Here is a 22,802-nt window from a genome sequence, read left to right as displayed (position 1 = left end):
AAATTTGACCGCTTGTTTTCGGAGTATTATGGAACATAGATCTTCATTAACTAAAGTATTAGTCGCCACGGCGTCAATCATCGTGATTCTTGCCGGTGTAAAAATGGCGGGTGAAATTATTATTCCTTTCTTGTTGTCATTATTTATTGCGATTATTTGCTCGCCGATTATTAAGTTTATGACCAAGCGGTATATTCCGTTAGGACTGGCAATAAGTTTATTGCTCGGTTTAATCGTCTTAGTTTTCTTTTTCCTAGCCGGTATGATAAACGGTGCGATTCAGGAATTTACCGCTTCGATTCCGCAATATAAAGTGTTATTAACCGAGCGTTTAGAAACGGTTTTCGCTTTGATTAAAGCCTATAACTTACCGATCAGCGTTACTCAAGAAGATGTGCTGAATAAATTCGACCCAAGCGTGGTAATGAATTTTGTCAGCCGCTTGTTGCTTAGCTTTTCCGGTGTGGTATCTAATATTTTCGTGTTATTTTTAGTGGTGATTTTTATGTTGTTCGAATCACCGATGGCAAAATATAAGCTTGCCTTAGCGTTAAGTCCGGATGATGATTTATCGAATGAAGAATATTATTTGAATCAAGTGTTAGACGGGGTAATCGGTTATTTAGGCGTAAAAACGGTGGTAAGCGCACTAACCGGTATCTCGATTTGGATTTTACTGATTGTGCTGGACGTACAATATGCGGTGCTTTGGGCGACACTGGCGTTTTTACTCAATTATATTCCGAATATCGGCTCGTTTTTAGCCGGTATTCCGATCGTATTGCAAGCCTTATTATTAAACGGATTCTCAATCGGTATCGGCGTACTTATCGGTGTAGTCGGTATTAATATGTTGTTCGGTAACGTATTGGAACCGAAAATGATGGGTAAGCGTCTCGGTCTTTCGACTCTTGTCGTGTTCTTATCTTTATTGTTCTGGGGGTGGTTGTTAGGCACGGTCGGTATGTTACTGTCGGTACCGCTCACTATGGCGTTAAAAATCGCCTTGGAGTCGGGGCGTTCGACTCGTCGTTATGCGGTATTACTGGGCGATATAGAAGAAGTACCGACACGTCGTTAAATGCAAGAAAGCGATCGTTAGCATCATGATAGCGGTCGCTTTTTTATTAGTTTGTGTAAACTATAATCAAAAAGCAAACGTTTGCTTAAAAATATGTTTTCAGCCTATTGACGATTTTTAAAGAATCGGTAAAATTCCGCGCATTCTTTTTTTAAAAGATACGTTCGGATGAAGGTAGCTGGAGAAGAGCGTTAAGCTCTACCGACGAGGTAAAATCTTTCAGGTGCTAGCAATAGCGAGGACAGTTACTGGACGAACCCTTGGAGAGATCCAATCCATGTAGTTAATGGAGAATGGACGCCGAAGGCGCAAGTGCGTAAGCATGAAACGCTCAGGCAAAAGGACAGGGGAGAAAAGTACAACCTATTTTCTATTTGTGTTGTGGGGTTTTGTCAATTTTAGATGAAATTCAACCGCTTATAGCCTGCTTTTCTTTCCTTGTAAGTTAAGTTTACGAGGAACCATCATGTCATTTGACGCAATTCTTAATCAAATTAATAGCCTTATTTGGGGCGCACCACTTTTAATTTTACTTTCCGGCGTGGGTATTTATCTGACTTGTGCTTTGAAAGGTATTCAGATTTCGCAACTTCCGCGTGCTTTCGTCTATATGTTCAAACCGGAAAAAGGTAAAGGACAATCGGGCGATATTTCCGCTTTTGCCGCACTTTCTACTGCGCTTGCCGCAACTATCGGTACCGGTAATATTGTCGGTGTGGCGACTGCAATCCACTCGGGCGGGCCGGGTGCGTTATTTTGGATGTGGTTGATTGCCTTATTCGGTATGGCGACTAAATATGCGGAAGGCTTATTGGCAATCAAATTCCGTGGGCGTGATAAAGACGGCTTTGTTGCCGGCGGTCCGATGTACTATATCGAAATGGGTATGGGCAAAAAATGGAAATGGCTGGCGAAAGCATTCGCTTTCTTCGGCGTATTGGTTGCCTTATTAGGTATCGGTACTTTCCCGCAAGTAAACGGTATTACGCATTCGTTAGAATCGACTTTTGATGTACCGGTAGTATTTAGTGCTATCGTATTAACTTTAATTGTGGCTTCGATTGTTTTAGGCGGAGTGAAACGTATTTCTAAAATTGCAACGATCATCGTACCGTTTATGGCGGTCGCTTATGTAATTGCTTCACTCAGCGTATTAATTCTGAATGCAGAGAAAGTGCCGGATGCGATAGTATTGATTGTACATGCGGCTTTTGACCCGGAAGCAGCGGTCGGCGGCGTATTCGGTTTTACCGTGATGCAAGCGATTCAGTTAGGGGTGGCACGCGGTATTTTCTCGAACGAATCGGGTTTAGGTTCCGCACCGATTGCGGCGGCTGCGGCACAAACTAAAGAACCTGTACGCCAAGGTTTAATCTCGATGACCGGTACTTTCTTGGATACGATTATTGTTTGTACTATGACAGGTTTAGTGATTGTATTAACCGGTGCTTGGACAGGCGAAGCCGAAGGCGCGGAATTAACCAATCTTGCGTTTAACCAAGGCTTGGAAAGTTCATTTGGTGCGGTGATTGTCACGGTCGGACTGATTTTCTTCGCCTTTACCACTATTTTAGGCTGGTGCTATTACGGTGAACGTTGTTTTGTTTATTTAACCAACGGCAAAACGCAAGGAATTAAATTCTATCGTTTACTGTTTATTCTCTTAATTGCTTCCGCCCCGTTCTTACAACTAAATACAATCTGGACGATTGCGGATATTGTAAACGGTTTAATGGCGTTCCCGAATCTCATCGCTTTAATCGCATTGCGTAAAGTGATTATAGAAGAAACCAAAAGTTATTTTGCTCGTTTAAAAAACGGTGAACTCGAATAAGATTCACGCCGAGTCATGGAAAATCTGTTAAAGTGTAGGGTAATACCTACACTTTTTTATTTTGTATGAACGTTATTTATTCTTTAGTTTTATTCATCTTTTTGAGTTTAATTTCTCCATTTCTGTATGCCGTTTCTGACAATGCGATCAGTTGTAAAGTAGTGGGGATCAGTGATGGCGATACGCTGACCTGTTTATATCAACGTAAACCGCTTAAGGTGCGTTTGTTGCATATTGATGCACCGGAATCCGCACAACCGTACGGTAATAAAGCGAAACAGGCATTGGCAAATTTAGTCTTTAAGAAACAGGTTATGTTGCATAGCCAAGGTTATGATCGCTATCAACGTTTATTGGCGGTAATTTATGACGAGCGGGAACGCAATATCAATTTATTATTAGTGCAAAAGGGTATGGCGTGGGCATATCGTGAAACTTTGCCGATTTATGAGCGGGCAATGTTAAAAGCCAAGCAAGAAAAACAAGGATTATGGCAAGATAAATCGCCGATTAATCCTGCGCAATGGCGGCAAGTTCATCAGGCTGACAAGCGATCTGATTCCGATTGGAATTGGCAAAAGATTTGGAAAAAACGACCGCTTGACAAGCCCAAAACCGTAGATTGTCATAAAGTATTACATTGTCGTGATTTTAGTGATTACCAAAGTGCGAAACGTTATTTCGACCAATGCGGTTCTAAGACTATGGACGGTAATCACGATGGTATTCCTTGTAATAAATTATATCGAGAGGCAGTACGTTAATGAATATGCAACAAATCACAGAAGCATTTAGATCCGAGTTTCCTTTTTTTAAGCAGCAAGCATCATGGAGCTATTTGGATTCGGCGGCGACCACCTTAAAGCCGCAAGTATTGATGGATAGTACCGCCGAATTTTATGCTTCGGCGGGATCAGTACACCGCAGCCAATATGATCTGGCACAGAGCCAAGCCTATGAGCGAGCAAGAGATTTGGTTACCACTCGTTTTAATGTGGAATCTCGTCATGCGGTCATCTGGACAAGCGGGACTACGCACGCAATTAATTTAGTGGCGTACGGTTTGGAACATTTACTGGCAGCCGGAGATGAAATCATTATTTCCGTAGCCGAACATCATGCGAATTTTATTCCTTGGCAACAATTAGCGCAGCGTAAGCAAGCCAAATTGATCGTATTGCCGTTGGATGCAAATTTTCAGCTAAATCCGACCGCTTTACAGCAAGCGATTTCTGACAGAACTAAAATCGTTGCGTTGAATCTAGTTTCCAACGTTACCGGTGTTCGCCAGCTGGTTGAACAACTCATTCCAATAATTCGCCAATATTCGAATGCAAAAATCTTATTGGATTGCGCCCAAGCGGTATGTTGCGAAAAGGTGGACGTACAAAAATTAGATGCGGATTTTTATGCTTTTTCGGCTCATAAAATGTATGGACCGACCGGCGTGGGCGTTTTAACCGGAAAATTGCAAAGTTTGGAGCAAATTCGACCGCTATTTTTCGGTGGTAAGATGTTAGAAGACATTTCGGAATCGACACTTTCTGTGGCGGCATTACCTTATCGGCTGGAAGCCGGTACACCGAATATTGCCGGTATCATTGGTTTCGGTAAAACGTTGGAATGGCTGGAACAATGGGATTTCAACGCATTGAATCGTGCGGTGGATAACTTGGCGGACGAGGCTTATAAGCGGTTAAAAAATTATAAAAATATTCAAATTTTTTCTCAGCCGGGCTGTTCTACGATAAGTTTTGCATTTGAGGGGATTCATCATGCCGATATTGCGGCGATTATAACCGAAAGTAAAATTGCATTACGTTCGGGAGAGCATTGTGCGAAGCCGTATTTACGTTATTTGCAACAAAGAGGTACGTTAAGAATTTCATTGGTGCATTATACTGCTCCGCAAGAATTGGAGAAATTCTTCAATGCGTTGGATTTAGCCTTGGAGATTTTGCTTGATTAGATCAAAAAAAGATGAAATAGCACTAGAATGAATACCCTAAATAAGGTAATCTTGCCGCCAATTTTCGATTTATTTTAAAATTTAAATTTATAGCAAAAGGTGTCAAAAATGGCTAAACAAATCAAAAAAATTGCCGTGCTAACCAGTGGAGGTGACGCACCGGGTATGAATGCTGCGATTCGCGGTGTGGTGCGTGCCGCATTAAACGAAGGCTTAGAAGTATGCGGTGTTCAAGACGGTTACTACGGATTATATACCGACCGAGTAATTCCGCTTGATAGACGTTCCGTGTCGGAAACCATCAATCGTGGCGGTACCTTCTTAGGTTCGGCGCGTTTCCCGCAATTTAAAGATCCTGAAGTGCGCAAAAAATCAGTAGAAACGCTTAAAAAATATAATATTGATGCGTTGGTTGTTATCGGCGGTGACGGTTCGTATATGGGGGCTAAACTTTTAACCGAAGAATTCGGTTATCCGTGTATCGGTATTCCGGGTACGATTGATAACGATATTGTAGGTACTGATTACACTATCGGTTATCAAACCGCATTAGAAACGGCAGTAGAAGCGATTGACCGTTTACGTGATACTTCGACTTCACATCAACGTATTTCTATCGTAGAAATTATGGGACGTCACTGTGGAGATTTAACCATTAGCGCGGCATTGGCAAGCGGTTGTGAATATATTATCGTGCCGGAAAAAGGTCTAGATAAAGAATCGTTAATGCGTAATATCGAAGACGGTTTCAGTAAAGGTAAACGTCACGCAATTATTGCAATTACCGAATTGATGACGGACGTTCAAGCTCTTGCAAAAGAAATTGAAGATCGTTTCGGCCATGAAACCCGTGCAACCGTGTTAGGCCATATTCAACGCGGCGGTGCGCCTTGTCCGTTCGACCGAATTTTAGCTTCTCGTATGGGCGTATATGCGGTAGATCTTTTATTACAAGGTTACGGCGGTCGTTGCGTTGGTATCAAAAATGAAAATTTGGTACACCATGATATTATTGATGCGATCAACAATATGCGTCGTCCGTTCAAAGAAGAACTGTTTGAAGCGGCTAGAAAATTATTTTAATTTTCCTTAGAATACAAAGGCGACTATTTTAGTCGCCTTTTGTTTTATGTAAGGATACGTTATGCTAAAAGATAAACCGGTTATTTCAAATCAGCACGGTGCGTTAGTGATGGCATTTGTGCCGTTTTTGTATGCCGGATTTAAAAGTGGTTTTAGTTTACTTCATCTTTGGTTTGCCCTTTCTTGGTTATTTCTTTATCTCTTCTCATATCCTTATCTTGCATTATTTAGCAAAAAAACGACCGCTCGTAATAAAAAATGGGCAATCATTTATTTTACTTTAAGTCTATGTTTTGCTTTGCCGGTAGTGATACATAAACCGGGTATTTTGCAATTTTTGTTGATTATTTTACCGCTTGGCTTGGTACAAACTTATTATGCAAAGCAAAAAGACGAACGTCATTTAAATAACGATATTGCCGGTATTCTAACCTTTGGTGTGATTGGTGTGGCAAGCGGTTATTTAATCGGTGGGGGATATGATTGGGCGGTTTTAATTCACCCGACATTGTTTTTCATTGCTACAACTTTTTATGTAAAAAGTATGGTGCGAGAGAGAAGAAATCCGTTATTTATGGAGTTAAGCCTTGCTTTACATTTATTGTTAGCGGTGATTTATTGGTTTTTAGGTTATAAAGGACTGTATTTTGCCTATTTAATCGGATTTATACGTGCTGCGCTGATACCAAGTTTCGGCTTAAACGTGAAGCAAATCGGTATGTTAGAATTTATTACCGTTTTTATTTTCTTTATCTGTTTGATGTACTCGCCATAAACAAAAAGTCTGTAACCGTTCAAGGCTACAGACTTTTTACATTAATAGTCCAAATCGTCTTTATAAAGTTGATAATCGGCTTTTAAGGCTTCGATTAATTCAACAAAATCGTCCGGCAACGGAGCGTGCCATTCCATTAATTCGCCGGTAATCGGATGTTCTAAACGTAGCATAGTTGCGTGTAATGCTTGGCGTTGAAAACCGCGTAATACAGCTAAAAATTCCTCACTTGCCCCTTTCGGCGGACGAGGGCGACCGCCATAGAGTTGATCGCCTAATAGCGGATGAGCAATATGCGCCATATGTACGCGAATTTGGTGAGTACGACCGGTTTCCAAGCGTAAACGTAGGCGAGTATAGTTACGGAAACGCTCCATAATACGATAATGGGTAACCGCCGGTTTACCCATCGGGTGTACTGCCATTGCGGTACGTTTGGTTGGATGGCGTGCCATCGGCTCATCCACTTTACCGCCTTGTGTCATCACCCCGCTTGCTACCGCTTCGTATTCACGCGTAATACGGCGTTTTTGTAATGCGGTTACTAAATGGGTTTGTGCCGGAATGTTTTTCGCCACTACCATTAAACCGGTTGTGTCTTTATCCAAACGATGCACGATACCTGCACGAGGCACCTCAGCAATCGGCGGATAGTAATGTAATAGTGCATTCAGTACCGTACCGTCCGGATTGCCGGCACCCGGATGAACAACTAAATCTTTCGGTTTATTAATTACGATAATATCATCATCTTCATATACGATATTCAACGGAATATCTTGCGGCTCGAAACGGATTTCTTCTTCGATCTCCGCTTGGATTTCTACTTGCTCGCCGCCGAAAACTTTTTCACGGGCTTTATTTACCACTACGCCGTTTACTTTTACTAAATCGCTCTCAATCCAAACTTTTATTCTAGAACGAGAATAGTCGGGGAAAAGCTGAGCGAGGGCTTGGTCAAGACGACAGCCTAATAAGTCGGCGGTTACTTCCGCCGTTAATGTCATTTGTTGAGTCATTAAATATAAATTCCAAAATTTGTTTGTTGCTTATTTAGCGATGTTCTATAAAATAAGACATATCTGTATGAACTTAGCAAAGTGCCATCGGTCAAACCAAACCATTGTACATTAACTTTTCATTGCACACACTTTTTTATAGGTAAAATCATATGCGTAAATTTACTTCTCTTGCTTCTCTTGTATTAGCAGGACTTTTAGTTGTAGGCTGTTCAAGTGCGAATAAAGAATTAGAAGAAGCATCGGCACAAGATCTCTACACCAAAGGTCAAACCTATTTACAAGACGGCGATTATAATTCGGCGATTCGTTATTTAGATGCGGTTGGTACAAAGGGCGGGCAAGGTACGTTCGGCGAACAAACCCAACTAAGTTTAATTTTCGCAAATTATAAAGTGGGGGAGTATTATAAAGCGTTAGATGCGGCGGAACGTTTTGTTCGGGCTTATCCGAATAGTGCAAATATGGATTACGTTTATTATTTAGCCGGTTTAAGTAATGCTCGCTTAGGCGATAATTTTATCCAAGATTTTTTTGGAGTAAATCGTGCTTCTCGCGCATTAGACAGCGTACGTAATGCGTACGGCAGTTTCCAAACCATTGTGCAACATTATCCGCAAAGCCAGTATGTGCGAGATGCGCAGAATTGGATGGCGTATTTAATTAATCGTATGGCTGAGCACGAATTGTCCATCGTGAAATTTTATGATGAGCGAGAAGCTTATGTTGCGGTAGTAAACCGAGTGGAAGAAATGATGCGTTTCTATCCGGACAGTAAACCGACTTATCAAGCACTTTCTTATATGCAAAAAGCCTATGAACAAATGGGTGTTAAAGATTCTGCAGAAAAAGTGGCGGCATTGATCGAAGCGAATAAAGATAAATCTTTCCCTGAAGTCAGTAAACCTGAATACGGCGAACAATTCTAAGCGGTTGATTTTAGTAAAAATTTAGCAATCCTAGGGGCGTTATTTTTAAATAATGCCCCTTTCCCATTTCATAAATAAGACGAAAATATGCGAATTTTAGGTATTGAAACTTCCTGTGACGAAACGGGAGTGGCAATTTATGATGAACATAAGGGTTTGGTAGCAAACCAACTTTATAGCCAAATCGAAATGCATGCGGATTACGGTGGTGTCGTGCCGGAACTGGCTTCTCGTGATCATATCCGTAAAACATTACCGCTTATTCAAGCAGCGTTGAAAGAAGCGAATTTAACCGCAGATGATATTGACGGTGTGGCTTATACCGCAGGTCCGGGCTTGGTCGGAGCATTATTGGTCGGTTCGACTATCGCTCGTTCGCTTGCTTACGCTTGGAAAGTGCCTGCACTTGGGGTACATCATATGGAAGGTCATTTAATGGCACCGATGTTGGAAGACAATCCGCCGGAATTTCCATTTGTGGCGTTACTGATTTCAGGCGGGCATACACAACTAGTCAAAGTAGATGGTGTCGGACAGTACGAAATTTTAGGCGAGTCGATTGATGATGCGGCGGGTGAAGCTTTCGATAAAACCGGCAAATTACTCGGTTTAGATTATCCGGCAGGTGTCGCAGTATCGCAATTAGCCGAGAAAGGTACGCCGAATCGTTTTGTTTTCCCTCGTCCGATGACCGATAGACCGGGGCTGGATTTTAGCTTTTCCGGTTTAAAAACCTTTGCGGCGAATACGGTTAATGCTCATTTAGATGAGAATGGCAAGTTGGATGAACAAACTCGCTGTGATATTGCTCATGCTTTCCAACAAGCGGTGGTTGATACTATTATCATTAAATGTAAGCGTGCTTTACAGCAAACCGGCTATAAACGTCTTGTGATGGCGGGCGGTGTAAGTGCCAATAAACAATTACGAGCCGATTTAGCCGAAATGATGACAAACTTAAAAGGTGAGGTGTATTACCCTCGCCCGCAATTTTGTACCGATAACGGTGCAATGATTGCTTATACCGGCTTTTTGCGTTTAAAAAACGGTGAAACCACCGATTTGAGCGTAAGCGTAAAGCCGCGCTGGAATATGACTGAACTTCCTGAAATTTCAATAACAGGCGGTTCAATGTAAGAAATTTTGCTTTATTTTCTAAGGATGGAATCTTATGCAAAGTATGGAATTGCACAACTATGTTATTAGTCTCAAAAATAATTTACAACGTCGAAATCATATTACGTCGGAATTTGCCAAACAGCATATTCCTTTCGTGTTTTTTGATGCGATTACCCCCGATTTAATCGCACAAAAAGCGCAAGAATTCGGTATTGATATTGCGACAAGCCCTTTGACCAAAGGTGAAATAGCTTGTGCATTAAGTCATATTGCACTATGGCGTTTAGCTAAAGAGCGGAATTTAGATTACATTGCCATTTTTGAAGACGACATTTATTTAGGTGAAAATGCGCAAGCATTACTTCAAACGCATTATTTACCGCAGGATATGGATATATTAAAGCTGGAACAGCATTTTTATCGTGCCGATATGTCTATTTTTCCTAGAATAACTTATTTAGATCGAAAATTTTATCAATTAAAATCTAAACACGTCGGTGCGGCAGGTTATATTGTTTCTAGAAAAGGTATTCATTATATTTTAGAGCAACTTAAGGTTTATCATTTATCAATACCGATTGATGATCTTATTTTTGAGGCATTATTAAAAAATAAAGATTATCTTGTTTTACAAATGAATCCGGCTATTTGTATTCAAGATTTTATTTTAAATAAAAAGACTCATTTTAAGAGTGCGTTAAAAGACGAGCGAGATGTTCGTTGCACGAATAAAATAGGAAAGCAAAAACTCACCCCCTTTAAAAAATTCATTAAAGAACTCAAAAGACCCTTTTTACAACTTAAGAGAAAGAAAATTTACTTTAAATAGAGGACCCTATGAACGTAGCAGAATTCCATCAAAAAGTTGAACAAGTATGGCAACAAATCGAAGAAAAAATTGATGACGAAGGTTTAAGCGTCGATACCGAAATTCAAGGTGCGGTATGTACTTTAACCTTTGATGATGAGTCGCAAATTATCATCAATAAACAAGAAGCAATGTTAGAGTTATGGCTTGCCAGTAAATTAGGCGGCTTCCATTTCGCTTACAGTGACGGTGAATGGGTTACTGCGGAAGGACGTTCTTTCTGGACGCATCTTGAAGAGGCTTTTGCTCGTCATGGCGAACAAATCAGCTTCTAATCAATAAGCGGTCGTTTTTGTAAAAAAATTTGCAAATTTGACCGCTTGTCTATTTCCTTTTTCGCTTATCTTATTGGAATCATAATGCAATTATCTCAAACAGCCGCCAAAGACGTATTAAATAACGTCTTCGGTTATCAATCTTTTCGTCACGGACAACAAGAAGTGATCGATTCGGTTTTGGCGGGAAGAGATTGTCTTGTGATTATGACTACCGGCGGCGGTAAGTCGCTTTGTTATCAAGTACCGGCACTTTGCTTAGACGGTATTACGCTAGTGATCTCTCCGCTGATTTCCTTGATGAAAGATCAGGTTGATCAGTTACTGACCAATGGTATCGAAGCTGGTTTCCTAAACTCCACTCAAACGTTTGAAGAGCAGCAACAAGTTGAACAGAAAGCCCTTTCCGGCCAGCTAAAATTACTGTATCTCTCGCCGGAAAAAGTGATGACTCAAGGCTTTTTCCATTTTATTTCGTTATGCAAAATTAGTCTTATTGCGGTGGATGAAGCTCATTGTGTTTCGCAATGGGGACATGATTTTCGCCCAGAATATACTTTATTAGGTAATTTACGTGATACCTTTCCGAATGTGCCGTTAATGGCACTGACGGCCACCGCAGATCCAACTACCCGTCACGATATTCTGCAACACCTACGTTTAACCGATCCGCATACTTATTTAGGGAGTTTTGATCGCCCGAATATTCGCTATACGGTGCAAGAAAAATTTAAGCCGATGGAGCAATTAGCGAAATTTATCAGTAAACAGCAAGGCAAAAGTGGTATCGTTTATTGTAATAGCCGAAAAAAAGTGGAAGAGATTACTGAAAAACTGGCGGCGCGTAAGATTTCGGTGATGGGTTATCACGCCGGAATGTCGGTTCAGCAGCGTGAAACGGTTCAGAATGCGTTTCAGAGAGATAATATTCAAGTTGTGGTTGCTACTATTGCTTTTGGGATGGGGATTAATAAATCGAACGTGCGTTTTGTCGTGCATTTCGATTTGCCGCGCAGTATCGAATCTTACTATCAAGAAACTGGGCGTGCAGGACGTGATGATTTACCCTCCGAAGCGGTATTATTTTATGATCCTGCCGATTATGCGTGGCTACAAAAAGTATTACTGGAAGAGCCGGAAAGTGAACAGCGCGATATAAAGCAACATAAATTACAAGCAATAGGTGCTTTTGCCGAATCACAAACCTGTCGCCGGTTAGTACTGTTGAATTACTTTGGTGAGTCACGCCAAGAGCCGTGTAAAAATTGTGATATTTGTTTAGATCCGCCTCGTAAATATGACGGTACGCTAGATGCACAAAAAGTCATGTCAGTGATTTATCGTACCGGGCAAACTTTTGGTGCGCATCATGTGATTGGTGTATTACGAGGCTTAAATAATCAAAAAATTCGCCAGTTTAATCATGATCAGCTTTCAGTGTACGGCATCGGCAAGGAGCAAAGCCAAGATTATTGGCTAAGTATTATTCGTCAATTAATTCATTTGGGATTAATACGCCAAAATATTGTGAATCATTCGGCGTTACAACTTACGGAAGAGGCTCGGCCGGTGTTACGCTCCGAACAGAAACTCGAATTAGCGATGCCTCGTTTGACGTTTTCGGCAACGGCTTATGTACAGAAACAGACTTCGGTTCGTTATGATAAAGACTTATTTGCTCGTCTGCGTTTTCTACGTAAGCAAATTGCCGATAAAGAAAATATCCCGCCTTATGTGGTATTCAATGATGCGACTTTGCAAGAAATGGCGGAATTTTTACCGCTTAGCGAGGTGGAAATGTTGGATATTAACGGAGTAGGGGAACGTAAATTAGAACGTTTTGGTGGTGCGTTTTTAAGTTTGATTCGAGAACATTGTAGCAATCGCCAGTAAGCAGACAAGCGGTTAAATTTTGTAAGAATTTCGCAAAATTTAACCGCTTGTTCAGCTATTAGCCTAGCCACTTTTCTACTAATTCGGCATTAGTTTCTTTGTGAACCCACATACTGTCTAATTCCGGTTGAGGAAATTTCGTGTGGTTATAGCCGACAAATTGGCTAAAATCAAAAGCCGCGTGCGGATAGCCGTTTAGTAATAAAAACGCTTGATAGCCGTTTTCCGACCAGCAGATTTCTAAGCGGCGAGGTTCCGTTAAGGTTTTCTCATCAATATCCGCTTTGCTATAGACAAATAAGCTGTCCACCACAGGATTTTCTGTCTGATGTAAATCCATCGCATAAAAATAACCGGTTTCGCCGTCATCTTCAAACATCACGACGAGCTGTTCGTGTTGTGTAGAATGGGCACCGTTACGGTAGCCTTGACCGATAAGTAATTGGTCGGTTAGAACAGAATATAACATTATCTTTCCTCTATTTAATCGAATTGAGTTTGCCAAGTGGTACTTTGATGAGCTTCAAAGCATAAAGCAATTTGTGCTTTGCTATTTTTTTCTTGAGCAAGATACGGAAGGTTCTCAAGTGAGAAATATTGTGAATCAATTGTTTCACTGTTTTCTACAAATTCTCCGCTAAGTAACTCGCACATCACAAAGGTTTTTAACACACTATAAGGGTAATTCGGGTCATTACGACGATGCTGATTGTGAATTGCAATAATAAATTGCGTTTTTACCATTAAACCGGATTCTTCCTTCACTTCTTTTATCGTGTTGGAATTGATTGTTTCCAATACATCAATCCACCCTCCGGGTAATGCCCATCGGCCGTCGTTTTCTTGTACCAGCAGAATTTGTCCGTTTTTAAAAATAGCGGCTCTCGTGTCAATCTTAGGTGTTTGATAACCTTCTTCATTGCAAAAGAGTAGTTTGATTTTCTCAACGGGAATATCTGTTTTATAACTTAACATTTCAGCTGAAATTTCTCGTAAACGCTCATAGCGTTCACGGTCATAAACTCCCGTCGTATAAGTTAATCCGTTTTGTGCGATACTTTGGATTTCAATCGCCCACTTTAGCCATGGCTCGGAAAGTAGAACTTCTTGCATATTTAATTCTCAGTGAAAGTATATACAAAAATGCCACAGAAATTTCTGTGGCATTTATTACTTACGAATCAAACAAGATTACGCTTGACCTTTAACTTCTTTTAAACCGTTAAATGGTGCAGGTGTACCTGCTGCCGCTAATGCTTCTTCGATACGGATTAATTGGTTGTATTTAGCAACACGGTCTGAACGGCTCATAGAACCGGTTTTGATTTGACCTGCAGCCGTACCAACCGCTAAATCAGCGATAGTTGCATCTTCAGTTTCACCAGAACGGTGTGAGATAACTGCTGTGTAACCGGCATCTTTAGCCATTTTGATTGCTGCTAAAGTTTCAGTTAAAGAACCGATTTGGTTAAATTTGATTAAGATTGAGTTTGCGATACCTTTTTCGATACCTTCTTTTAAGATTTTGGTGTTAGTTACGAATAAGTCGTCACCAACTAATTGGATTTTGCCACCTAAAACTTTAGTTTGGTATGCGAAACCTTCCCAGTCAGATTCGTCTTGACCGTCTTCAATCGATTTGATTGGGTATTCGTTGCATAAACCTTCTAAGTAGTGAGTAAATTCTTGAGAAGTGAAAGATTTACCTTCACCTTTCATTTCATATAAACCGTTTTCTTTGTTGTAGAACTCAGAAGATGCACAGTCCATTGCTAAAGTTACGTCTTTACCTAAAACATAACCTGCTTTTTCAACCGCTTCTTTGATACATGCTAATGCATCTGCGTTTGATGCTAAGTTCGGAGCGAAACCGCCTTCGTCACCAACAGCTGTATTTAAACCTTTAGATTTTAATACTTTCGCTAAGTTATGGAATACTTCGGCACCGATACGGAGTGCTTCTTTTAATGTTGATGCACCAACCGGTTGAATCATGAATTCTTGGATATCAACGTTATTATCAGCGTGTTCACCACCGTTGATGATGTTCATCATTGGTAACGGCATTGAATATACGCCCGGAGTACCGTTTAATTCTGCAATGTAAGCATATAACGGTAAACCTTTAGATGCCGCTGCCGCTTTAGCGGTTGCTAAAGAAACTGCTAAGATTGCGTTTGCACCGAATTTAGATTTGTTATCCGTACCGTCTAAATCGATCATGATTTGGTCGATTTCAGCTTGAGCAGAACCGTCTTTACCTAAGATAGCTTGTGCAATTTCGTTGTTTACTGCAGAAACAGCTTTTAATACACCTTTACCTAAGAAACGTGATTTATCTCCGTCACGTAATTCTAATGCTTCACGTGAACCGGTAGATGCGCCAGATGGAGCAGCTGCTAAACCTACGAAACCACCTTCTAAGTGAACTTCCGCTTCAACAGTTGGGTTACCACGTGAGTCGATGATTTCACGACCGATTACTTTAACGATTTTAGCCATTGTTAATATCCTCTAATTGAGAGTTAATGAAAAAAAGAATAGTGATATAGTAAAGACATTTTACGTATTTGTCTTGTAGAAAAGTGATTTAGCTCACAAAATCTAGCACTTCTTTGATCGAATACGGATAAATGAAACTAAAACGATTTAATTATACCTAGATTTTGCCAAAAATATAAACGCCTACCGATATTAAGGTAGGAAAAGTTACGCTTTCTTCACTAAAAAGGTGAGAACTTCATAGTGAGATGTATGCGGAAACATATCAAATAATTGCACCTTTTGGAGTGAATAATTACTTAAGGCTTCAAAATCTTGCGCCATTGTTCTAGCATTACAGCTTGAATAAATTAAATAAGGTGCACCTAATTGATTTAAAAACGCCGAAAGTGGTTTGCCGATACCGCGGCGAGGCGGATTTACGATCACAAGATCCGGTATTATTCCTTTCTCATTTAGCGCAAATTGTGCCGAGTCAAGCGAAGCGAATGTGACATTTTTAAGTTGTAATTGCTCGGCGGATTGAGTAGCGCTGGCAATCGCCGAGGCGGAAATCTCAATACCGGTTAATTGAACATTTTCATTCTTCTCTTGTAACGTTTTGGCACAATGTAAACCAAAGCCACCCACACCACAGAACAGATCCCAAAATTGTTGGATCGGTAACTCTTTTACCCAGTTTTGCGCTGTAGCATAAAGCTGACTAGCGACACTCGGATTAGTTTGGAAAAAGCCTTGCGGACGAATAAATAACGGAATGTCGTTAAAGTTTTCTTCAATCGTGGTTTTTTCGGTAAGGAAAATTTCGGTTTCACCTTCTAAAATCGCAGCGTGTTGCGGCTGGATATTTAAGCTCACTACGGAATCTTTCGGCAGTTTAACTAATAAATTCGGCAATTCACGTTCGACAAGCGGTCGTTTTTGCTCACTTCTTAGCACAAAACGCAGCATAACGGACTGGTTGTATTGGCTTTGCGTAATCAAAATATACTTCAATTCGCCTTTCTTTTTCGAAATGTTATAAGGTACGAGTCCGGCTCGAGCGATAAAATTTTTCAAAATCGGAAAAAACGTTTCAAATTCAGTAGGATAAAGTGGGCAATCACACAGATCAATACCACTTTGCGGATCAGTTTGATCTTTTAAAATGCCTAAAATCGGACGCTCGACACTGCCGGATACCACCATTTTCGCTTTATTACGAAATTGAGCTTGCGGAGATTGAACCGGCGGTAAGATTTCGGTGAAATTTTGCAAAATAAAAGGTGAAATTAACCGCTTAAGATCGGCTTCTTTATCTATAAGCTGTGTAGCATACGGCTTCTCTAGCCATTGGCATGAAACACAATTTTGCTGTTGAAAATGCGGGCAATTTAAGATCATTTTATTAAAGAGTAAGAGATATTTTTTATTCGTTTATTTAGGGCATTAAGAGTATTTATGCCCTATGAAAATGAGTGATGATTAGCAATGTTGTGCTTTATATTCAAGCCATTCGTTTTGTAATGCGGTTAAACGTTGCTGTGCTTGCTGATAACGAGGGCTTGCTTCCAGTTCGTTCCAACTTACCGTTTTGCGTTTCATCAAGGAAATATGGCGTTCGGTTTGCGTTTTAGTCGGTTGATATTTTAAACCGTCTAATACTTGGACGACCCCTTCCGGTTCATTACAGAGCAGCAGTAAATCACAACCGGCGTGAATCGCTTTCTCAGAACGTTCCACAAAACTACCCATAAATCCGGCCCCTTTCATACCTAAATCATCGGAAAAAATAACACCGTTAAAGTTAAGTTGGTTACGTAAGACTTGTTTTAACCAATATTCCGAACCGCTTGCCGGGTGGTTGTCACATTCCGTATAAACCACGTGAGCCGGCATAATTGCAGACAGTTTACCTTTTGAAATAAGTTGCTTAAACGGCAAAATATCATGGTTGAAAATCGCTTCTTTCGGACGATCGTCAAACGGTGTTTCTAGATGCGAATCGGCTAATACGTGTCCGTGACCGGGGAAGTGTTTACCGGTGGTCGCCATCCCCATTTCTCTCATACCGTCAATAAAGGCTTCGGCGATCGGCAGAATCATATTCGGATTTTCACCGAATGAACGATCACCAATTGCTTTACATTGATGACCTAAATCTAAGACTGGAGCAAAACTCAAATCAATATCTAAGGCGAACATTTCAGCCGCCATTAACCAACCGGTTTGTTGGGCTAAAGCGGTCGATTCTTGCGGATTTTTTGCAAGTGTATGGAAGGCTTGCATTGCCGGTAATTTAGTAAAGCCTTCACGGAAACGCTGTACTCGACCGCCTTCTTGATCAACGGTAATCAGTAACGGTTTTTTTACTCGCTGGCGAATAGCTTTTACTAAGGCTTCCAGTTGAGCTTTGTCGTAAAAATTACGGCTAAATAAAATTAATCCGGATACGAGAGGGTGCTCAAGGATTTCAACCTCTTCTTGGCTGAGTTCTTTATCTTTTATATCAATCAGTAACATAGCTTTTAATAGAAAACATTGCAAAATTCGGCAAAAAATTGACCGCTTGCAATAAAATAAGGATGTTTTATTTTACATTAAAAAAGCCCCTGATTTTCATCAAGGGCCGATTAATTATGCTTTAGCGTGTTTTGCTTGATTCTTACGCATTTTAATATTTAACAGTTCTACGACAACGGAGAAGCCCATTGCGGTATAAACCGCTGATTTTGGAATATGAATGTTAAAGCCTTCGCCGACTAACACCACACCGATTAAAATTAAGAAAGCGAGTGCAAGATTTTTAATGGTCGGATTGTTATCGACAAAATCACCGATTGCTTTTGCAGCCAACATCATAACACCCACGGCAATAATAATTGCAATTACCATCACCGGAATATCGTCCGCCATTGCCACCGCAGTAATGACCGAGTCAAGCGAGAAGACTACGTCGAAAATAGCAATTTGAACAAGCGTCATTAAGAAACTTGCTTTTTTCTCTGATTCTTGTTTTTCGTCATGAGATTCCGCCGCAATGGATTCTTTTAATTCCATTGCACTTTTAACAATTAAGAAAATACCACCGATTAAAAGAATTAAATCTCGACCGGAAATAGGCATTCCTGCAATTGAAAAGAGCGGATCGACTAATTTCATCATCCATGCAAGGGAAAGTAATAAGAGAATACGAGTACCCATTGCAAGAGCCAAACCGATAATACGGGCTGATTGACGTTGGTGAATCGGAAGACGTGAAACTAAAATACTGATAACGATAATATTATCAATACCTAATACGATTTCAAGCCCGGTAAGGGTTAATAGCGCAACCCATGCCTCGGGATTGGCAATCCAATCAAACATAAAATGTCCTTTTAAAAAGAGAGAATTTAATAGATTATTACCTATATCCAAAAGGAGCTGATCATAGCGATAGTGAAGTAAAAATTAAAGGGGAGAACGTAAAAAATTCTGTAAAATTTCGGCGGTAAATTGTTTACGTAAATAGAAGCCTAACGGTAAAGATTGAATTCGTTCGCCTTGCTGATTAATTGCTGTAGTGAGTGAGCGGCTATTCCTACCTTTAGGGCGTAATTGCATCACTTCGCCCAACGTGGCATTGATTTCGTTTAAGCGTCCGAAAATAATGTATTCCATTAATTCTTCCCAGTCATTTTTTAACTGCTGTTCTTGCTCAAACGATGGTGTCCACAAAATAGGTTGCCCGATATGGCGTTCAGCGACAGGGATATGCCTTTCGCCTTGCACTGGAATCCATAACACTTTTTGCAATTTATGACGAACGTGCGATGTTTGCCAAGTAATACCGGTATTTTGTGTAAGAGGTGCTAAACTGACAAAGGTTGTTTCTAAAGGAAACCCTTTGTGATTGATCGGAATGGTTTTAAGTTCAATGCCTAAATGAGCAAAATCCTGCTCCGGCTTGCTGCCTGCTTTTGCACCTAATGCGGTTTCGATTAATTGACCGACCCAGCCTTTATCTCGGCGGAGATCTAACGGCACAGCAATGTTTAATTGCTGCGCTATTTCACCTAGGGTAAAACCGGCTAACCAATTTGCTTTTTCAAGCAATTCTTGTTCGGAATGTGAAAAGGTTGAAAGTTTCATTAAACATAATAAAAGGAGAACGAATAATCGGTTCATTCTCCCTGATAAATTTACATCCAAGCATTGTTACGAATAACGCCGACTGCAATTCCTTCAATTTCGATATATTCGATACGAGGATCCACAATAATCGGTTGTAGTTCGTCATTTTCAGGATGAAGATAAATAAGATCGCCTTTTTTCTCTAAACGTTTTACCGTAACTTCATCATCAACTCGTGCAACGACAACTTGACCGTTACGCGCAAAATTTGTTTTATGTACGGCAAGTAAATCGCCGTCTAAAATCCCGATTTTTTCCATTGAGTTGCCATTTACTTTAAGTAAGTAATCTGCGTTCGGATTAAACATTGCACCGTTTACCGGATAATGACTCTCAACGTGTTCAATCGCCATAATCGGCGTACCTGCCGCCACTTTACCGATTAAAGGTAAACCGTCGTCATTTGCCGCAGTTTCTTCATTATCAACTAAAATACGAATACCGCGCGATGTTCCGGAAAGCATTTCGATGTAGCCTTTACGCGCTAATGCTTTTAAATGTTCTTCAGCGGCATTCGGCGATTTAAAACCGATTTCTCGTGCAATCTCAACGCGCGTCGGCGGCATACCTGTTGTTTCAATATGATGTTTGACAAAATCAAAAATTTCTTGCTGACGAGCAGTTAAGTGTTTACGTGACATTTTTTCCTCGCTGTCTTTATATACAGATTTTTTGTTATTATATACAGTAATTTTTTATTTGTAACTAGATAAATTCAGAAAATTTTCACAAATTTATGATAAACTGCGGGCGAAATACTTTAGACGGCATAAACCATAACAATTAAGGATATTAAAATGTCTAGCCTCTTAAATTTTTATCGTAAAGCGTTAAATATTCCGCTTTCATTACTGGTTAAATCTCGAGCTATTCCAACCGATCCGGTCAAGGAACTTAGCCTGAACTTAGCACAACCTATTATTTATGTTTTACCTTATACCTCTCAAACCGATTTATTGATTCTGCAAAAAAACTGTTTGGCACTTAATTTACCTGATCCGTTACAGAATAATGAATTAAACGGTCAATCTTTACCTCGTTATGTATTTTTAGATGAAGGACGTCGCTTTTTTAAATCAAAGGGAGCGAAAAGCGAAACGGAAGCGATCTTTTATCGTTATTTGGATTTACATCGAAATAATGAATCGCTTGACGTTCAATTAGTACCGGTTTCCGTGCTATGGGGACGCTCACCGGGGAAAGAATCGGAACCTCATTTGCGTTTAATGAGTAGTTTCCAACGCATTATTTCGATGATTTGGTTTGGGCGCGATAACTTTGTGCGTTTTTCTCAAGCTCTTTCGTTGAAATATATGGTTGCAGAACACGGTGCCGATGAAGGAATCGCACAAAAATTGGCACGAGTGGCAAAAATTCACTTTGCGAAGCAACGTTATTCCGCCATGGGGCCTAGATTGCCTGATCGTCAAGCGATGTTTAATAAAATTATTCAATCACCGGCGATTAAAAGTGCCATTGAAGAAGAAGCGAAAACGAAGAAAATTCCTATAGAAAAAGCTCGTCAAGAAGCGGAAAAAATTGTGAATGAGATCGCAGCTGATGTAAGCCATGAAAGCTTACGTATTGCGGATCGTATTCTCAGTTGGTTATGGAATAAACTTTACCAAGGTATTAATGTACAGAACGGCGATAGAGTACGTAAATTGGCATTAGAAGGACATGAAATCGTTTATGTACCGTGTCACCGTAGCCATATGGATTATTTATTGCTTTCATATTTGCTTTATCATCAAGGTTTAGTTCCGCCGCATATCGCTGCGGGGATTAATCTGAATTTCTTTCCGGCAGGTCCGATTTTCCGTAGCTGGGGAGCGTTTTTTATCCGTCGTACTTTTAAAGGTAACCGCTTATATTCGACGATTTTCCGTGAATATTTGGCGGAGCTTTTTTATCGCGGATACTCGGTCGAATACTTTATTGAAGGTGGTCGCTCTCGTACCGGACGTTTACTCGAACCGAAAACAGGTATGATGTCGATGACATTGCAAGCATTGCAACGCGGTCTAACTCGCCCGATTAGTATCGTACCGGTGTATATCGGTTATGAACACGTATTGGAAGTGGATACTTATGCCAAAGAGTTACGCGGTGCGGCAAAAGAAAAAGAAAATGCCGGTTTAGTACTGCGTGTGATTAAAAAGCTGAAAAACTTAGGGCAATGCTATGTGAATTTTGCCGAGCCGATTCAAGTGAATAACTATTTAAATCAGTATTTCCCGGAATGGAAAGATACGCAATCTGAAGACAGCCGACCAAAATGGTTGAATGAAGCGGTCGATTCGGTAGCGCATCAAGTAATGATAAATATCAATAAAGCGGCGGCAATTAATGCGAAAAATTTGATTGGTTCCGTCTTGCTTGCTTCACGCCAACGTGCGTTAGCTCGGGAACAGTTGATTGAACAAGTCGATAGCTATTTGCAGTTGTTTAAGCGTGTCAATTATTCCGATGATGTGATCGTGCCGAGCGAAAGTGCGGAGGAAATGCTTGAGCATGTGCTGACTTTACCTCGTTCCGGTGTAATTAGTGAGAAAGATAGTTTTGGTGAAATGATTCGTTTAGATCGAGAATCAGCCGTGCTAATGACTTATTATCGCAATAATATTCAGCATTTATTTGTGTTGCCTTCACTTGTTGCAAGTATTATTTTGCACCATGAGTCGGTATCGAAAGATCTGATTATTAAAACGGTTAATCGTATTTATCCGTTCTTGAAAGCGGAATTATTTCTTCATTTTGAAGAGAATGACGTCAGAAACCAAGTTGAAGCGATTTTAACGGAATTCGCTTCACAGCGTATTGTGAAATACGAGAGTGACGTTTTACAAATCAATCGTGCACGCGTTCGTGCTTTGCAATTGCATGCGGCGGGCGTACGTGAGATTCTACAACGTTACTATATTAGTTTGAGTATTCTGCTTGAACATCCGGAAATCAGCCGTGCGGCATTAGAAAAAGAGAGCCGCTCAATTGCGCAACGTTTATCGGTATTACACGGCATTAACGCTCCTGAGTTTTTCGATAAGGCACTATTTTCAACCTTTAGTGCGAGCTTAAAAGCGCAAGGCTATTTTGATAGTGAAGGAAAATGCATTATGGAGAAAGCGAAGGAAGCGGAAGAGATATTACGTTCGCTTATTTCGGTTGAAGTACAACTCACTATTCAAGGTGCAATGGAAAAAGTAGAAGAAATTGAAAATACTGAAACGGAAGCCAAAACGACAGAAGTCGTAACGGAAAAAACGGAATAGTTTTTTAATATCTAAATAACAAGCGGTA

General features: G+C 40.4%; 21 protein-coding genes and 1 riboswitch. Of the genes, 12 read left to right on the top strand and 9 right to left on the bottom strand.

Going from position 1 to position 22,802, the window contains the following annotated elements; translation table 11 throughout:
* Positions 1 to 28: 28 nt before the first annotated feature.
* The 6 genes from NYR63_RS05860 (at position 29) to NYR63_RS05835 (ending at position 6,742) form a co-directional block, all read left to right on the top strand.
* A complete protein-coding gene (locus tag NYR63_RS05860; RefSeq protein ID WP_279456684.1) occupies positions 29 to 1,081 on the top strand; it encodes an AI-2E family transporter in 1,053 nt (350 codons plus the stop codon).
* 250 nt (positions 1,082 to 1,331) lie between these two features.
* Positions 1,332 to 1,438, top strand: a riboswitch (glycine riboswitch).
* 109 nt (positions 1,439 to 1,547) lie between these two features.
* Positions 1,548 to 2,915, top strand: a complete 1,368-nt coding sequence (locus NYR63_RS05855) for an alanine/glycine:cation symporter family protein (protein WP_279456683.1) — start codon at positions 1,548 to 1,550, stop codon at positions 2,913 to 2,915.
* A gap of 65 nt (positions 2,916 to 2,980) precedes the next feature.
* Positions 2,981 to 3,679, top strand: a complete 699-nt coding sequence (locus NYR63_RS05850; protein WP_279456682.1) for a thermonuclease family protein — start codon at positions 2,981 to 2,983, stop codon at positions 3,677 to 3,679.
* A complete protein-coding gene (locus tag NYR63_RS05845; RefSeq protein WP_279456681.1) occupies positions 3,679 to 4,884 on the top strand; it encodes an aminotransferase class V-fold PLP-dependent enzyme in 1,206 nt (401 codons plus the stop codon). Before NYR63_RS05850 ends, NYR63_RS05845 begins: the two co-directional genes overlap by 1 nt.
* 108 nt (positions 4,885 to 4,992) lie before the next feature.
* Positions 4,993 to 5,967: a 6-phosphofructokinase gene (pfkA, locus tag NYR63_RS05840; RefSeq protein ID WP_279456680.1), complete on the top strand. Its 975-nt coding sequence runs from the start codon at positions 4,993 to 4,995 to the stop codon at positions 5,965 to 5,967.
* A gap of 61 nt (positions 5,968 to 6,028) precedes the next feature.
* Complete coding sequence (locus NYR63_RS05835; protein WP_279456678.1) at positions 6,029 to 6,742, top strand: YwiC-like family protein; 714 nt, start codon at positions 6,029 to 6,031, stop codon at positions 6,740 to 6,742.
* A gap of 41 nt (positions 6,743 to 6,783) precedes the next feature.
* Here the strand turns inward: NYR63_RS05835 and rluD are convergent, their stop codons facing one another.
* Positions 6,784 to 7,761 (bottom strand): 23S rRNA pseudouridine(1911/1915/1917) synthase RluD, encoded by a 978-nt coding sequence (rluD, locus tag NYR63_RS05830; protein ID WP_279456675.1) that lies wholly within the window; start codon positions 7,759 to 7,761, stop codon positions 6,784 to 6,786.
* A 152-nt stretch (positions 7,762 to 7,913) separates the two neighbouring features.
* Between rluD and NYR63_RS05825 the strand changes: the two genes are divergently transcribed.
* The 5 genes from NYR63_RS05825 (at position 7,914) to recQ (ending at position 12,845) form a co-directional block, all read left to right on the top strand.
* Positions 7,914 to 8,690, top strand: coding sequence for an outer membrane protein assembly factor BamD (locus NYR63_RS05825; protein ID WP_279456674.1), 777 nt, complete (start codon positions 7,914 to 7,916; stop codon positions 8,688 to 8,690).
* An 87-nt stretch (positions 8,691 to 8,777) separates the two neighbouring features.
* A complete protein-coding gene (tsaD, locus tag NYR63_RS05820; RefSeq protein ID WP_279456672.1) occupies positions 8,778 to 9,827 on the top strand; it encodes a tRNA (adenosine(37)-N6)-threonylcarbamoyltransferase complex transferase subunit TsaD in 1,050 nt (349 codons plus the stop codon).
* A gap of 34 nt (positions 9,828 to 9,861) precedes the next feature.
* Positions 9,862 to 10,638: a glycosyltransferase family 25 protein gene (locus tag NYR63_RS05815; RefSeq protein WP_279456671.1), complete on the top strand. Its 777-nt coding sequence runs from the start codon at positions 9,862 to 9,864 to the stop codon at positions 10,636 to 10,638.
* A gap of 8 nt (positions 10,639 to 10,646) precedes the next feature.
* Complete coding sequence (cyaY, locus tag NYR63_RS05810) at positions 10,647 to 10,952, top strand: iron donor protein CyaY (protein WP_279456670.1); 306 nt, start codon at positions 10,647 to 10,649, stop codon at positions 10,950 to 10,952.
* Between the two features lie 84 nt (positions 10,953 to 11,036).
* Positions 11,037 to 12,845, top strand: a complete 1,809-nt coding sequence (recQ, locus tag NYR63_RS05805; RefSeq protein ID WP_279456669.1) for an ATP-dependent DNA helicase RecQ — start codon at positions 11,037 to 11,039, stop codon at positions 12,843 to 12,845.
* 58 nt (positions 12,846 to 12,903) lie between these two features.
* On the opposite strand, the gene NYR63_RS05800 is transcribed toward recQ, so the two are convergent.
* The 8 genes from NYR63_RS05800 to lexA form a co-directional block, all read right to left on the bottom strand.
* Positions 12,904 to 13,314 carry a DUF2251 domain-containing protein gene (locus NYR63_RS05800; protein ID WP_126375013.1) on the bottom strand — a complete coding sequence of 137 codons (411 nt, stop codon included), beginning with the start codon at positions 13,312 to 13,314 and terminating at the stop codon, positions 12,904 to 12,906.
* Positions 13,315 to 13,328: 14 nt separating this feature from the next.
* Complete coding sequence (locus tag NYR63_RS05795) at positions 13,329 to 13,958, bottom strand: NUDIX hydrolase (protein ID WP_279456666.1); 630 nt, start codon at positions 13,956 to 13,958, stop codon at positions 13,329 to 13,331.
* A 78-nt stretch (positions 13,959 to 14,036) separates the two neighbouring features.
* Entirely contained in the window at positions 14,037 to 15,347 is a 1,311-nt protein-coding gene (eno, locus tag NYR63_RS05790) for a phosphopyruvate hydratase (protein WP_005597992.1), read from the bottom strand.
* 207 nt (positions 15,348 to 15,554) lie between these two features.
* Positions 15,555 to 16,730, bottom strand: a complete 1,176-nt coding sequence (gene rlmC, locus NYR63_RS05785; RefSeq protein WP_279456665.1) for a 23S rRNA (uracil(747)-C(5))-methyltransferase RlmC — start codon at positions 16,728 to 16,730, stop codon at positions 15,555 to 15,557.
* 81 nt (positions 16,731 to 16,811) lie between these two features.
* On the bottom strand, positions 16,812 to 17,849 hold the full coding sequence (nagZ, locus tag NYR63_RS05780) for a beta-N-acetylhexosaminidase (RefSeq protein ID WP_279456664.1): 1,038 nt from the start codon (positions 17,847 to 17,849) through the stop codon (positions 16,812 to 16,814).
* Positions 17,850 to 17,963: 114 nt separating this feature from the next.
* Positions 17,964 to 18,695 (bottom strand): TerC family protein, encoded by a 732-nt coding sequence (locus NYR63_RS05775; protein ID WP_279456663.1) that lies wholly within the window; start codon positions 18,693 to 18,695, stop codon positions 17,964 to 17,966.
* Positions 18,696 to 18,779: 84 nt separating this feature from the next.
* Positions 18,780 to 19,460, bottom strand: a complete 681-nt coding sequence (mutH, locus tag NYR63_RS05770; protein WP_279456662.1) for a DNA mismatch repair endonuclease MutH — start codon at positions 19,458 to 19,460, stop codon at positions 18,780 to 18,782.
* A gap of 50 nt (positions 19,461 to 19,510) precedes the next feature.
* Positions 19,511 to 20,143, bottom strand: coding sequence for a transcriptional repressor LexA (lexA, locus tag NYR63_RS05765; RefSeq protein WP_005608326.1), 633 nt, complete (start codon positions 20,141 to 20,143; stop codon positions 19,511 to 19,513).
* Between the two features lie 156 nt (positions 20,144 to 20,299).
* Here lexA and plsB point away from each other — a divergent pair, with 156 nt between their 5' ends.
* On the top strand, positions 20,300 to 22,774 hold the full coding sequence (plsB, locus tag NYR63_RS05760) for a glycerol-3-phosphate 1-O-acyltransferase PlsB (protein WP_279456661.1): 2,475 nt from the start codon (positions 20,300 to 20,302) through the stop codon (positions 22,772 to 22,774).
* Positions 22,775 to 22,802: the final 28 nt, after the last annotated feature.

Origin of the sequence: Actinobacillus genomosp. 1 (genome assembly GCF_029774175.1) — a bacterium.
GTDB lineage: Bacteria > Pseudomonadota > Gammaproteobacteria > Enterobacterales > Pasteurellaceae > Actinobacillus.
This window is presented reverse-complemented; position numbering and strand designations above follow the sequence as displayed.